General features: G+C 69.2%; 12 protein-coding genes. 7 read left to right on the top strand and 5 right to left on the bottom strand.

The window, feature by feature from the left end:
• Complete coding sequence (locus tag LV75_RS03505) at positions 1 to 657, top strand: SAM-dependent methyltransferase (RefSeq protein WP_253885156.1); 657 nt, start codon at positions 1 to 3, stop codon at positions 655 to 657.
• On the opposite strand, the gene LV75_RS03500 is transcribed toward LV75_RS03505, so the two are convergent.
• Together LV75_RS03500 and LV75_RS03495 are read right to left on the bottom strand one after the other, a co-directional pair.
• On the bottom strand, positions 646 to 2,352 hold the full coding sequence (locus LV75_RS03500) for an AMP-binding protein (protein ID WP_253885155.1): 1,707 nt from the start codon (positions 2,350 to 2,352) through the stop codon (positions 646 to 648). The genes LV75_RS03505 and LV75_RS03500 overlap by 12 nt on opposite strands.
• A gap of 64 nt (positions 2,353 to 2,416) precedes the next feature.
• Positions 2,417 to 3,241: a crotonase/enoyl-CoA hydratase family protein gene (locus LV75_RS03495; RefSeq protein WP_253885154.1), complete on the bottom strand. Its 825-nt coding sequence runs from the start codon at positions 3,239 to 3,241 to the stop codon at positions 2,417 to 2,419.
• 127 nt (positions 3,242 to 3,368) lie between these two features.
• Here LV75_RS03495 and LV75_RS03490 point away from each other — a divergent pair, with 127 nt between their 5' ends.
• The 3 genes from LV75_RS03490 (at position 3,369) to LV75_RS03480 (ending at position 5,392) form a co-directional block, all read left to right on the top strand.
• Positions 3,369 to 3,536 (top strand): hypothetical protein, encoded by a 168-nt coding sequence (locus LV75_RS03490; RefSeq protein WP_253885153.1) that lies wholly within the window; start codon positions 3,369 to 3,371, stop codon positions 3,534 to 3,536.
• Positions 3,537 to 3,680: 144 nt separating this feature from the next.
• Positions 3,681 to 4,163 carry an ArsR/SmtB family transcription factor gene (locus tag LV75_RS03485; protein WP_253885152.1) on the top strand — a complete coding sequence of 161 codons (483 nt, stop codon included), beginning with the start codon at positions 3,681 to 3,683 and terminating at the stop codon, positions 4,161 to 4,163.
• 14 nt (positions 4,164 to 4,177) lie between these two features.
• Entirely contained in the window at positions 4,178 to 5,392 is a 1,215-nt protein-coding gene (locus tag LV75_RS03480) for an MFS transporter (RefSeq protein ID WP_372504136.1), read from the top strand.
• Between the two features lie 80 nt (positions 5,393 to 5,472).
• Here the strand turns inward: LV75_RS03480 and LV75_RS03475 are convergent, their stop codons facing one another.
• On the bottom strand, positions 5,473 to 5,946 hold the full coding sequence (locus LV75_RS03475) for a MarR family winged helix-turn-helix transcriptional regulator (RefSeq protein ID WP_253885150.1): 474 nt from the start codon (positions 5,944 to 5,946) through the stop codon (positions 5,473 to 5,475).
• An 88-nt stretch (positions 5,947 to 6,034) separates the two neighbouring features.
• Here LV75_RS03475 and LV75_RS03470 point away from each other — a divergent pair, with 88 nt between their 5' ends.
• Entirely contained in the window at positions 6,035 to 6,682 is a 648-nt protein-coding gene (locus LV75_RS03470) for an FMN-dependent NADH-azoreductase (protein ID WP_253885149.1), read from the top strand.
• 191 nt (positions 6,683 to 6,873) lie between these two features.
• The gene (locus tag LV75_RS03465; protein WP_253885148.1) at positions 6,874 to 8,019 is read left to right on the top strand and encodes a type I restriction endonuclease; all 1,146 of its coding nucleotides are present in this window, start codon (positions 6,874 to 6,876) and stop codon (positions 8,017 to 8,019) included.
• Between the two features lie 1,231 nt (positions 8,020 to 9,250).
• Here LV75_RS03465 and LV75_RS03460 read toward each other — a convergent pair.
• Positions 9,251 to 10,435, bottom strand: a complete 1,185-nt coding sequence (locus LV75_RS03460; protein WP_253885147.1) for an MFS transporter — start codon at positions 10,433 to 10,435, stop codon at positions 9,251 to 9,253.
• Between the two features lie 121 nt (positions 10,436 to 10,556).
• Between LV75_RS03460 and LV75_RS03455 the strand changes: the two genes are divergently transcribed.
• Positions 10,557 to 11,483 (top strand): LysR family transcriptional regulator, encoded by a 927-nt coding sequence (locus LV75_RS03455; protein ID WP_253885146.1) that lies wholly within the window; start codon positions 10,557 to 10,559, stop codon positions 11,481 to 11,483.
• A gap of 1 nt (position 11,484) precedes the next feature.
• On the opposite strand, the gene uvrB is transcribed toward LV75_RS03455, so the two are convergent.
• Positions 11,485 to 13,659: an excinuclease ABC subunit UvrB gene (gene uvrB / locus LV75_RS03450; protein WP_308210844.1), complete on the bottom strand. Its 2,175-nt coding sequence runs from the start codon at positions 13,657 to 13,659 to the stop codon at positions 11,485 to 11,487.
• Positions 13,660 to 13,687 lie beyond the last annotated feature (28 nt).

Genomic DNA, 13,687 nt, shown 5'->3' with positions numbered 1-13,687 from the left:
ATGACTCACCACCACGGGCACCAGCAGACCGAGCCCCGCGACCCCGCCGAGTTCTGGGAGGGCTTCTACGCCGAGAAGGGGCAGATCTGGTCGGGCAACCCCAACGACCTGCTCGTGCGCGAGGTCGCCGACCTGCCACCCGGCACGGTGCTCGACCTGGGCAGCGCCGAGGGCGGCGACGCGGTGTGGCTCGCCGAGCGGGGGTGGCGGGTGACCGGGGTCGACGTGTCGGCGACCGCCATCGCCCGGGCCGCGCAACTGGCGGCGCAGCGCGGCGTGACCGACTCGATCACCTTCGAGCGGCACGACCTGAACGCGACCTTCCCCGAGGGCCGGTTCGACCTGGTGTGCGCCCAGTACTTCCACTCCCCCGTCGAGCAGGAGGGCGAGCGGCAGCGGACGCTGCGCCGGGCGTCCGAGGCGGTGGCGCCCGGCGGGCTGCTGCTGATCGTCAGCCACTACGGGTGGCCGACCTGGATGACCGAGCCGCGCCACGACGTGCACTTCCCCGGTACCGCCGAGGTGGTGGCGTTCCTCAACCTCGACGACCGGTGGACCGTCGAACTGGAGGACGTCGTGACGCGGCCGTCGACGAGCCCGGACGGGGTCGAGGGCACCCGCTCGGACCACGTGGTCCGGGCACGGCTATCCGCGTAGGTCGGGGAAATCGTCCTCGGTGAACTCACCGGTCGCGGTAGCACTACCGCCGTGGATTTCCTTCTCGCGGCTGCGTAGCTCTACCCGGCGGATCTTGCCGGAGATCGTCTTGGGGAGTTCGGCGAACTCTAGGCGGCGGATCCGCTTGTATGGCGAGAGGTGCTCGCGCGCGAAGGCCAAGATGGACCGGGCGGTGTCCGCGTCAGGTTCGTGTCCCGCAGCGAGCACCACATACGCCTTAGGCACGGCAAGACGGATCGGATCGGGCGACGGGACTACCGCGGCCTCGGCTACCGCTGGGTGTTCTATGAGGACGCTCTCCAACTCGAACGGGGAGATGCGGTAGTCGGATGCCTTAAAGACGTCGTCAGCGCGGCCAACGTAGGTGATGTAACCGTCCTCGTCGCGGGAACCGACGTCTCCTGTGTGGTAGCGGCCGTCGCGCATGGCGTCCGAGGTGCGGTCGTCATCGTCGGCGTACCCGGTCATCAGGCCCACGGGTCGATCGGCGAGCGCTACGCAGATCTCGCCTTCAGCGGCAGGTTCGCCGGTAGCGGGGTCGACGAGTTCGATGGTGAAACCGGGCAGGGGCTTACCCATCGAGCCCGGTTTCACCCGCTGGCCCGGGGTGTTGGCGACCTGGACGCTGGTCTCGGTCTGACCGAAGCCATCGCGGATCGTGACTCCCCACGCGCGGGAGACCTGCTCGATCACCTCTGGGTTGAGTGGCTCGCCTGCGCCGACAACCTTGGTCGGTGGCGTGGCGAGCTTGCTGAGGTCGGATTGGATGAGCATCCGCCACACCGTCGGCGGGGCGCAGAAGCTGGTGACACCACAGCGATCCATTTGTGCCATCAACGCCGCCGGGTCGAACCGCGTGTAGTTGTAGATGAACACCGTGGCTTCGGCGTTCCACGGAGCGAAGACGTTGCTCCACGCGTGTTTGGCCCAACCGGGCGAGGAAATGTTGAGGTGGACGTCTCCTGGCTCTAGGCCGATCCAGTACATCGTCGACAGATGCCCCACGGGGTAAGACACGTGGGTGTGCTCGACGAGCTTCGGTCGCGCTGTCGTGCCGGAAGTGAAGTACAGCAAGAGGGTGTCGTCAGCGCTGGTAGGAGCCTCTGGGCTGTAGTCAGCGGACGCTTGGGCCGAATCGGCGTAGTTGAGCCAACCTTCGACGGGTTCCCCTACCGCGATGCGGGTGTACTCGCCTGGGACATCGTCGAACTTCGTTGTGTCGGCTGAGCGGGCCACGACGTGCCGGGCACCGCCGCGGTCGACCCGGTCCCGCAGGTCGGTCGGCGCCAGCAGGGTGGTCGCCGGGATGATCACCGCGCCGAGCTTGATGGCGGCCAGGATCGTCTCCCACAGCTCACCCTGGTTGCCCAGCATCAGGATCAGCCGGTCGCCGCGCGCCACGCCGTGCTCGCGGAGCCAGACGGCGACCTGACTGGACCGGCGGGACAGCTCGGCGAAGGTCCAGCGCTGCTCAGTCCCGTCCTCCTCCACGATCCATAGCGCTAACCGGTCCGCGGTAGGCCCACCGGCGGCGATCACGTCGAACCAGTCCAACGCCCAGTTGAACTCGGTCAACCTCGGCCAGGCGAACCCGCCGCGAGCGGCGCCGTAGTCCTCGCGGTGGTGGAGCAGGAAGTCCCGGGCGGCGCGGAAGGCCAGGCTCGAATCGGCCAAGGCGGCTCCCCCTTCATGGTCGGCGGCGAACCCGCACGAGCCTGCCCCAGGTGGCGCGGGATGGCTACTGGCCGGTGAACTCCGGCGGCCTGCGCTCCAGGAACGCCTGGACGGCCTCGCCGAGGTCCTTGCTGGGCAGGAACGCCGCGTTCCAGGCCGCGACGTAGCGCAGGCCGTCGGCGACCCGGCGCTCGCGCTCGTGGCCGAGCACGTCCTTGGTGCCCTGGACGACCAGCGGCGGGTTGGCGGCGATCTCGGCCGCGGTCCGCCTGGCGGCGTCGAGCGCGGCGGCCTGGTCGGGGTGCACGTCGTTGACCAGCCCGATGCGCAGCGCGCGCTCGGCGTCGATGTCCTTGCCGGTGAGCGCCAGCTCGCGCAGGTGCCCCTCGCCGATGACCCCGCTCAGCCGCTGCAGGCTGCCCACGTCGGCGACGATGGCCACCTTCACCTCGCGGAGGCTGAACTTGGCGTCCGCGCTCGCGACCCGGATGTCCGCCGCGGAGATCACGTCCAGCCCGGCACCGATGCACCACCCGCTGATGGCGGCGACAACCGGCTTGCGGCACGCGGCCAGGGACGTGACGGCGTCCTGTAGCGCGCGGATCTCGCCCAAGAACCGGGTGCGCGGTGCGGCGAGGGCGTCGCCACCGAGCAGCTCGCCCCACGCGGGCATCATCGCGGGCAGGTCGAGGCCGTAGGAGAAGTTGGCACCGCTACCAGTTACGACTACCGCCCGCACCTCCGGATCGGCGTCCAACGCGCCGAACACGACCGGCAGTTCGCGCCAGAAATCCGGTCCCATCGCGTTGCCCTTACCGGGCCCGAGCAGGGTTACCTCGGCCACGCGATCGGACACTTCGACCTTCACCGACACCAGGTTCTCCGTCATACACGGGACACTACTCATCGGTAACCGGGTCGGACACTTCCCCCGATCGTGTGGCGTCGTGATCACCGGGGCGCGGCGGGTGCCGAGGTAGGTTCCTCCGCAAGCCAGATAGCGAGGGAGACTGCGGATGGCGAACCAGAGCGCGATGTCCACGCCGATCTTCGACGAGCTGTTGCGCGAGATGACCGAGGGCGCGACGGCGGCGGCGGACAAGCCGCAGGACGTCGCGCAGCCGCCCGCCACCCCGGCGCCCAAGCCGAGCCAGGGCGGCAGGCGGCGGGCCCGCACGAGCTGACCGGTTGGCACGCGCCCTGAGCAGTGCGAACGCTCCCACGACCGGCGCTTACCGGCGACCGCACCATAGTCATTTGACACAGTCGGTCCGCATTCAGAGACTCGCTGTATGGACATGGGGGATACTCGTTCGACCCTGCACGGGATGCGCGCTCTCGCGCACCCGCTGCGGATGCGCATCCTGTCCCTGGTGACCGACCGCGCGATGAGCGCGGCCGAGGTCGCCAGGGAGCTCGGCGACAGCCAACCCAACATCAGCTACCACCTGCGCAAGCTCGCCGACGCGGACTTGGTGGGGATCGTGGAGGAGGTGCCGATCCGGGGTGGCATCGCCAAGCGGTACCGGCACATCCCGCCCGCGGTCGCCGCACCCCGCGACCCCGGCGACGACCACCTGCTCGCCTCGGCGCTGGCGGCGGGGCTCGGCGCCCGGACCGCGCGGCGGGCACCGGGCACCGAGACGGCCACCGACGCCGAGCTGTGGGTGGACCCGCAGGTGTGGCGGGACACGGTGGCGCACGTGCGGGAGATGAGCCTGCGGCTGCAGCACGCCGCGCAGCCGCCGCGGACACCGGGCACGGTCCGGGTCAGCACCACGATCTCCATGTTCGAGATGGACCGCTGTTGACCGCGTCGGCCGGGATGCTCGCCCCGCTGCGCGTGCCGATGTTCCGCAGGCTGGCCATCGGCCGGGTGACCACCTACATCGGCAACGCCGTCGCGCCCGTCGCGCTGGCGTTCGCCGTGCTCGACCTGACCGGGTCGGTGGTGGCGCTCGGCATCGTGGTCGGCGCGCGGTCCATCGCGAACGTGCTGCTGCTGCTCATGGGCGGCGTCCTGGCCGACCGGCTGCCCCGCGGGGTCATCCTGCAGGGCGCCAGCCTCGCCGCCGCCGTCTCCCAGGCGGCGACGGCGCTGGCCGTGCTGCTCGACTTCGCCTCGGTCCCGCTGCTGGTCGTGCTCAGCGTGCTCAACGGCGCCGTCGCCGCCGCGTCGCTGCCCGCGGCCTCGGCGCTGACCCCGCAGACGGTGCCGCCGGGCATGATCCGGCAGGCGAACGCGGTGGTCCGGATGGGGATCAACACCGCGCTGATCACCGGCGCCTCGCTCGGCGGCATGCTGGCCGCGCTGACCAGCCCAGGCTGGGCGATGGCCGCGACCGCCCTGGTGTTCCTGGTGGCCTCGTTCTGCTACGCGCGGGTCAGGGCCCCGGAGATCGCCGCGAGCGAGCCGACCCGGCCGCTGGCCGACCTGCGCGCGGGCTGGGCCGAGTTCACCGCCCGCACCTGGGTCTGGGCGATCGTGCTGGCCTTCATGGTGGTCAACGCGGCGGTCACCGGCGGGATGCAGGTGCTGGGCCCGTCCATCGCCAACTCGACCTTCGGCCGCCTCGCGTGGGGCTTCATCCTGGGCGCGCAAACCGTCGGCGCCCTCGTCGGCGGCATCGTCGCCAGCCGCTGGCAACCCCGCCGCGCCCTGCTGTTCGGCACCGCCCTCATCGCCGTCGAGGCCGTGCCCCTGCTCGTCCTGGCGCACGCCCCGGCCGTGATCCCCATGCTCATCGCCATGTTCGTCGGCGGCATCGCGATCGAGCAGTTCGGCATCGCCTGGGACGTGTCGCTGCAGGAGAACGTCCCCCAAGACCGCCTGGCCCGCGTCTACTCCTACGACGCCGTCGGCTCCTTCGTGGCCATCCCCCTGGGCGAGATAGCCGTGGGCCCCCTCGCCAACCACTTCGGCACCTCAGCGACCCTGACCGGCCTCGCGATCCTCGTCCTCCTGGCCATCCTGGCCGCCTCGGTGACCCCCAGCATCCGCGGCCTCATCCGGCAACCGAACCCCGCACCTTCGGTTTAGCGGCTCGCCCCAGGGCGTTGGCCTGTATCGGGGTGCTGGCGGTGACGGCCGCCCTGGTGGCGAAGTTCCGAGGCGCGCCACTAGCAGGGTCTGGGCTCGGCTTCCGCGCAGGGATCCACGGGGTTGTCCTGGCGGGTGGCGAGTTTGCGCAGGAGGTCGCGCAGGAGGTCGCGTTCGGGGGCGGCCAGCGGGGCCAGGACCTGCTCCTCGACGCCGCGGAGGGACTCGGTGGTCTCGGCGAGGCGGGCCTTGCCCACGTCGGTGGCCGAGAGCAGGCGCGCGCGCCGGTCGGCGGGGTCCGGGCGGCGTTCGACCAGGCCGGAGCGCTCGAGGTCGTCGATCAGGTAGGTCATCACGGTCTTGTCCAGGCCGAGGCGGTGGGCCAGGGTCTGCTGGCTGCACGCCTCGCCCGCGGTGGCGCTGGTGAGGACCTGGTAGCCGCGCGGCCCACCGGGCAGATCGGCGAGCACCCCCTCGGCGGCGCGCACGTAGCCGCGGAAGACCACGCCCAGCGCCCATCCCAGATCGGACTCGACGGCGGGTGTGCTCACCATCGCATCGTACCGAGGGGGATGGACAGCAGAGTCACTCTGCGGGCAAGATAGTCTGCAGTACAGACGATCTGCCTTCCGGAGGAATCTCGTGAACCTGTTCCGCCTCGACAGCAGCATCCGCGTGGCAGGCTCGGTCAGCCGCGCCGTCGCCGACACGGTCACCGAGAACTGGCTGGCCGCCCACCCGAACGGCACCGTCACCCGCCGGGACCTGGTGGCCGACGAACTGCCCCCCACGGCCTGGACCGACTCGCTCGCCGCCGCGACCACCCCCGCCGACCAGCGGACCCCGACCCACCTCGGCGCCCTGTCCCTCGCGAGCACCATCGCCGACGAGGTAGCCGCCGCCGACTCCCTGGTCATCGCGACGTCGCTGTACAACTTCGGGATCTCCCAGCACCTGAAGGCGTGGATCGACCTGCTGATCACCGACCCCCGCTTCGCCCCGGGAACCCAACCCCTGGTGGGCAAGCAAGCCGCCCTCATCATCGCCCGCGGCGGCGGCTACGGAGCAGGCACGCCGCGCGAGGGCTGGGACCACGCCACCCCCTGGCTAATCCGAATCTTCCAAGACGTCCTCGGCGCCGAGGTGACCTTCGTGGCAGCCGAACTAACCCTCGCCACCACAGTCCCGTCGATGGCCGAACTGATCCCCTTGGCGCAGGAGTCCGCGACCGCCGCCCACGACCTGGCCGCCACCACAGGCCGAGCCTTCGCCACCAAACTCCCCGTCTGACCACTGCCCCGGGGCGGCGACAACGAGCCGCCGCCCTACGACCCTCCATAGAGGACTACAAGAACAACATCACGACTCGGACACGCCGGTAACGCACCGATACCGACCCCCGACTCTCCGCACAGTGAAATAGGGCAACCGTCCGTGTCGGGACGGACCCCGAACGCACACGAGCGGAAGGCTTTTCGACCATGGACATCGCCGAGCGGGCGCAAGCGTTGGCACTGAAGATCCGCAAGCACAAGGCGTCGATCGAGACCGAGGAAGCGACGAAGAACGCCTTCGTGATGCCGTTCATCAGCCTGGTGCTCGGCTATGACGTGTTCAACCCGGCCGAGGTCATCCCGGAGTTCACCGCCGACGTGGGGACGAAGAAGGGCGAGAAGATCGACTACGCCCTCGTCCACAACGGACAGGTGCAGGTCCTGGTCGAGGCCAAGAAGGTCAACGACCCGCTGCGCGTGGAGCACGCCTCCCAGCTGTTCCGCTACTTCTCGGTGACCAACGCAAGGATCGCCATCCTCACCAACGGCGAGGTCTACCAGTTCTACACCGACCTCGACGCGCCGAACCGGATGGACGCGAAACCCTTCCTGGTCCTGGACTTCAGCGACGTCGACACCACGCTCCTGCCGGAGCTGGCCAAGCTGAGCAAGGAGTCGTTCGACCTGGACTCGGTGATCAGCGCCGCCGGGGAGCTCAAGTACATCGGCCAGATCAAGCGCGTCTTGGCCACGGAATTCCGGGAACCCTCCGAGACCTGGGTCCGCTACTTCACGACCAAGGTCTACGACGGGTCGTTCACCCAGAAGGTGCGCGAACAGTTCACCACCCTCGTCGACAAGGCCATGCGGCAGTTCCTCAACGAACAGGTCAACGACCGCCTCAAGAGCGCCCTGGGCGGCCCGGACTCGTTCGTCAGCGTGTCGAACGCGGTCGAGCCCGCACCCACCGCGGTCGAGGCCGAGGCCCCGGCCGCGGGCGAGTCGGACCTGGTCACGACCGAGGAGGAGCTCGAAGGGTTCCGGGTGGTGCGGGCGATCGTGTGCGGTGAGGTCGCCAGCAACCGAGTGGTCGCACGGGACACCAAGACCTACTTCGGGGTGCTGCTGGACGACAACAACCGCAAACCGATCGCGCGGCTGTGGTTCAACCGGACGAAGAAGTACCTCGGGGTGTTCGACGAGAACAAGGTGGAGACGCGGTACGCGTTGGAACGGGTGGAGGACATCTACCAGTACGCGGACCGACTGCGGGCAACGGTGGCGCGGTACAGGGATGGCGTGGCGATCCCGAGCCCCGCTGGCGAAGTGTTGGTGCCTGCGGTCGCGGAGTAAGTGGACTGTTGACCCCTTGTTGTGGTGAGCCGCTTCTGCTGCGCCGGTTGCATGCAGGGCGGCTTTCCACGACGGTTCTGTTTGTCCACAACGGGTTTGGTTGTCCACAGGCTGCTGCTTGCTGCTCCCGTTGTGTCGGTCTGCCTCGGTAAGCTGTATATCGGGGGCTTTTGGTTGAGTTGATCTTGCGGGGGTGGCTGGTTGTCCACAACGGTTCTGGCTGTCCACAGGGCCTTGCTTGGTGCTGCCGGTTTGTCGGTGCGTCTCGGTAAGCTGTGTATTCGGGGGCCTTCGATCAGGTTGATCTTGGCGTGAGCCGTTGCTGGGGGTGCGGGGCAAGGGATGGGGTCGGCCTCGTCGCCTGGCGGCGACCTCGGCGACCCGGTTCGGACGCCTCGTTGCCTGGCGGCAACATCGGGCCCGATCCGCGATTTTCGAGCTTTGCTCGATGCGGTGGACCTGTTTTGTGCGGGGCCCCTACGACACCCGTGGCAGGACCGCACAGCAGGGGCCGAAAAGACTGGCCCTGCCGCGAGGCGACGCTACGGGTGTCGTCCCCCCACACAAAACAGGTCCACCCCATCGAGCAGTTGGCACCAGCGAGTCCGACTGTCCAGGTGCTGGGAAGGTGGGCTGGGGCGGACCTGACGGGGTGCGGGTTGGCACCGCTGGGTCCGAGTGTCCAGGTGCTGGGTTGGCAGGACTGGCGAGAGCGGGCTGGGATGGCACCGGCTGGTCCGAGTGTCCAGGAGCTGGCACTGTGGGTCGGGGCCGGTCCTGACGGGGGGCAGGTTGGCACCGCTGGGTCCGCGTGTCCGGGGACTGGGCTGGCGGGTGGTTGTCCACAACGTGTTCTGTTGTCCACAGGCCCTGATCGCTGCCCCGGTTCTGTCGGTCTTCCTCAATAGGCTGTATATCGGGGGCTCTTGCGACAGATGATCTTGCGTAGGGTGGTTGGCGCCGCTGGGGCTGGGTGTCCATGGACTGGGTTGGTGACTTGGGTCGAACCTGAGGGCAGCCGGGTTGGCCAGCGGCGGCTTCCGAGTGTCCAGGTGTACCCGGTGGACTGGGGCAGGCCTGACGGCAGCTGGGCTGACACCGTCGGGTCTGGGTGTCCGGGGCTAGCCAGGCGGTTCAAGTCGGGGCAGGTGGGTGGTGGCGCGAGCTTGGGCAATCGGTGGTCGGCAGTGCATGGGAGGCGAGGATTGACGGGGGTGAGGGAGGGGTGCGGTTAGTCAGGGGTGTTGTGACGCGGCAAGAGAAGGGGCGTGGCTAAGAGCAGGGCTCCGGCTAGGGCGATGGCGGTGCGCGGGGTGGTGAGTTCCGCCAGGAAGCCCCACAGCACAGTGGTTGCGGCGGTGGCTATAGCGCTGGTGATGGCCCAAGCCGTGAGGAGGCGGGTGTGGTGGGTGGGGGTGGTGTTGGTCAGGCGGTAGGCCGAGAGGGTGGGGGTGAAGATGCTTATGGAGACGATCAGGGCTAGTTGGGTGGCGATCACTATTGCCAGGCCTGGGATGCCTGGCTGGACGAAGGCGAGGCACAGGGGCCAACAGCTACGGGCGATTCCGGAGGCTCGGAGGACCGCTTGTTGGCCGTAGCGGGAAGTCAGGCGGGGGGCTAGGCGGGAACCTAGTAGGCCGCCGAGGCAAGGGGTGGCGAGGGCTAGGGCGTATTGCCAGGCGGGGAAGTTCAGGTGGGAGAGCATCAGGACGGCCAGTAGGGGTTCGGTGGCCATGATCAGGGCGTTGACCAGGACCGCGTTGAGGAAGTACCGGCGGAGCTGGCGGTGGGTGATGAGGTAGCGCCAGCCCTCGATGAGGTTGGTGCGCTGGCGGGTGGGGGTTTTCGGGGGTTCGGGGGCTTTGATCGCGGCGATGCCGAGGGCGGAGAGGAGATAGCTCGCGGCGTCCAAGGCAACCGTGATCACTGGGCCTAAGAGGCTGACGGCGGCGCCGCCGAGGGGTGGGGCGATTGTGGTGGCTGACCAGGTAGTGGACTCGAGGCGGCTGGTGGCCAGCAGGAGTTTGTCCGGCGGGACAAGGGTTCTGAGGTGCGCGCCGCTGGCGGCGGAGGAGGCGATCTTGGCCGCCGCGGTGACGACGGAGATCAGCAGGAGGTGGGGGTAGGAGAGGGCGTCCAGGGCGTAGGCGAGGGGGATGGACGAGAGGGCCGCGAAGCGGGTCAGGTCCATGGCGATCATGACGGGGCGCTTGGCGCGGCTTTCCATCCAGGGGCCCAAAGGGACCGCCAAGAGGGCTCCGATCACCAGGCCTGCGGACGACAGGGTCGCCACCTCGGCGGAGGTGGCGTTGAGCACGGTGATGGCGACGAACGAGAAGGCGCCGAAGCTGAGGCCGGTGCCGTAGGCGCTGACGGCGTACGCGGCCCACAGCCAACCGAATGAGCGGCCTAACACCCAGCGGCTCCCACTCGTCGATGAACGAAGTCGGTGGAGTCAAACCGGTGGCCAGGGGACAGCACCAACAACGGGGCGAGCGGCGTGTCACAACCGGGAGTTGTGGGCGTAGGTTCTGGCCGTGGATCTGGACGCGGTTCGCACCTTCGTCGCCGTTGCCGGGAGCGGGCAGTTCCAGGCGGCCGCGGACGACCTGGAGATCACCCAGCAGGCGGCCTCGAAGCGGGTGGCCGCGCTGGAGCGGGAGCTCGGGGTGCAGCTGTTCGCGCGGATCGCCCGGGGTGTCCGGCTGACCGTCGACGGGCAGGCGTTGTTGCCACACGCGCGCGAACTCCTGCGCGCCGCCGAACGCGTCAAGACGGCGGTGACGCCGGGGCGCAGGGCGTTGCGGATCGATGTCGTCAGCCGCAGGATCGCGCCGTCGAACGTCTTGCACGCGTTCTACCAGCAGCGCCCCGGCATCGAGCTCCACGTCGTGGCGCTGACCAACGCCGACGCCGCGACGGCGCTGGCGGAGGTCAACGCGGGCACCCTGGACGCCACTTTCCGGTCACTGCGGACCGTCGAAGTCCCCAGTGGACTCCGCTCGGCGCGGGTCATCGATGACCGGCACCAACTGCTGATCGGACCACGGCACCCGTTGGCGGACGCCGCGACCGTGACACCCGCCGAGCTCGCCGACCATCCCGTTTGGATGCCCGGCATGTCCGACGCCGAGCCGGTGGGCTACTACGAGGACCTGGCGAAGGCGTTCGGGCTCACCATCGACACGGTCGGGCCGATGTTCGGCATCGAGGCGCTGCTCGCCGAGATCGCGGACTCCGCCCAGCTCGCCATGCTCGTCGGCGAGGGTTCGCGCTACCTCTGGCCGGAGAGCTACGACCTGCGCCGGATCCCGGTCACCGACCCGACCCCGGTCTACCCGCTGTCGGTCATCTGGCGGGCCGACAACCCGCACCCCCTGCTCGCCGACCTGCTCGAGCACCTCCAAGCCCGGTACCGGACGACGGCGACCGAGGGCACCTGGGCACCGGGCTGGGCGCGCTGAGTCAGCGGATGCCCGCGGCGTCCATCCCCCGCAGTTCCCGTTTGAGGTCGTGGATCTCGTCGCGCAGCCGGGCGGCCAGTTCGAACTGCAGGTCCCGAGCCGCGTTCATCATCTGGTCGGTGAGCTGCTGCACCAGGTCGGCCAATTCCGCGCGCGGCATGGACTTGACGTCGCGGTCGGCGACCAGGCCCGCGGACTTGCCGGAGCCCGCCTCGCCGGTGGCGCGCTTGCCCCGGGAGGTGTTGCGGCCGGAGCCGCCGATGGGGACGGTGTCGGTCTCCTCGGCCTCGGTGTAGACGCGGTCGAGGATGTCGGCGATCTTCTTGCGCAACGGCTGCGGGTCGATGCCGCGCTCGGTGTTGTAGGCGACCTGCTTGGCGCGCCTGCGGTTGGTCTCGTCGATGGCGTGCCGCATCGAGTCGGTGATCTTGTCGGCGTACATGTGGACCTCGCCGGAGACGTTGCGCGCGGCGCGGCCAATGGTCTGGATCAGCGAGGTGCCGCTGCGCAGGAAGCCCTCCTTGTCCGCGTCGAGGATCGCCACCAGGGACACCTCGGGCAGGTCGAGGCCCTCGCGCAGCAGGTTGATGCCGATCAGCACGTCGTACTCGCCGGAGCGCAGTTGGCGCAGCAGCTCGATGCGGCGCAGGGTGTCCACCTCGGAGTGCAGGTAGCGCACCCGGATGCCCAGCTCCAGCAGGTAGTCGGTGAGGTCCTCGGACATCTTCTTGGTCAGCGTGGTGACCAGCACCCGTTCGTCGCGCTCGGCGCGCACCCGAATCTCGTGCACCAGGTCGTCGATCTGCCCCTCGGTCGGCTTGACCACGACCTCCGGGTCGATCAGGCCGGTCGGGCGGATGACCTGCTCGACGAACTCGCCAGCGGCCTGGCCGATCTCGTACGGGCCGGGCGTCGCCGACAGGTACACCGTCTGGCCGATCCGCTGGGTGAACTCCTCCCAGGTCAGCGGCCGGTTGTCCACCGCGCTCGGCAGCCGGAAGCCGTGCTCGACCAGGTTGCGCTTGCGGGACATGTCGCCCTCGTACATGCCGCCGATCTGCGGGACCGTCACGTGCGACTCGTCGATGACCAGCAGGAAGTCGTCCGGGAAGTAGTCGATCAGGGTGGCGGGCGCGGTGCCCGCGGCGCGGCCGTCGACGTGGCGGGAGTAGTTCTCGATGCCCGAGCAGAACCCGACCTGGCGCATCATCTCGATGTCGTAGCTGGTGCGCATGCGCAGCCGCTGGGCCTCCAGCAGCTTGCCCTGGCGCTCGAGCTCGGCGAGCCGCTCCTCGAGCTCCTGCTCGATGCCGCCGATCGCGCGCTCCATCCGCTCCGGACCGGCCACGTAGTGCGTCGCCGGGAAGATCCGCAGCTCCTCGCACTCGCGGACGATGTCACCGGTGAGCGGGTGCAGGTAGTACAGCTTGTCGATCTCGTCGCCGAAGAACTCGACCCGGATGGCCAGCTCCTCGTACGCCGGGATGATCTCCACCGTGTCGCCGCGGACCCGGAAGGTGCCGCGGGCGAAGGCGATGTCGTTGCGGTTGTACTGCACGTCGACCAGGGCGCGCAGGAACGTGTCGCGCTCGACCTCGCCGCCGACGGTCAGCCCGATCGAGCGGTCCAGGTAGGACTGCGGGGTGCCCAGGCCGTAGATGCACGACACCGAGGCGACCACGATCACGTCGCGGCGCGACAGCAGGCTCATCGTCGCCGAGTGCCGCAGCCGCTCGACGTCGTCGTTGATCGAGGAGTCCTTCTCGATGTAGGTGTCGGTCTGCGGGATGTACGCCTCGGGCTGGTAGTAGTCGTAGTAGCTGACGAAGTACTCGACCGCGTTGTCCGGGAAGAACTCCCGCAGCTCGTTGGCCAGCTGCGCGGCCAGCGTCTTGTTCGGCGCCATCACCAGCGTCGGCCGCTGCACCCGCTCGACCAGCCACGCCGTGGTGGCCGACTTGCCGGTACCGGTCGCGCCGAGCAGCACCACGTCCTGCTCGCCCGCGGTGATCCGCCGCTCCAGCTCGTCGATGGCGGCGGGCTGGTCACCGGCGGGCTGGTAGGGCGCGGCCATCCGGAACTTCCCGCCCGAGCGCGGGATGTCGCTGACTGGCCGGTGCTCGGAGTGGGCGAGCACCGGTGCGTTCTGCTGGGATTTCTCGGTCGCGAAAGCCACGGGAACGACAGTACGCCCGCACCCCGAC

The sequence above is a fragment of the Actinokineospora diospyrosa genome, assembly GCF_024171925.1.
GTDB classification, from domain to species: domain Bacteria; phylum Actinomycetota; class Actinomycetes; order Mycobacteriales; family Pseudonocardiaceae; genus Actinokineospora; species Actinokineospora diospyrosa.
Note: the sequence above shows the minus strand (reverse complement) of the source record. Positions and strands in the feature narration are given on the sequence as shown.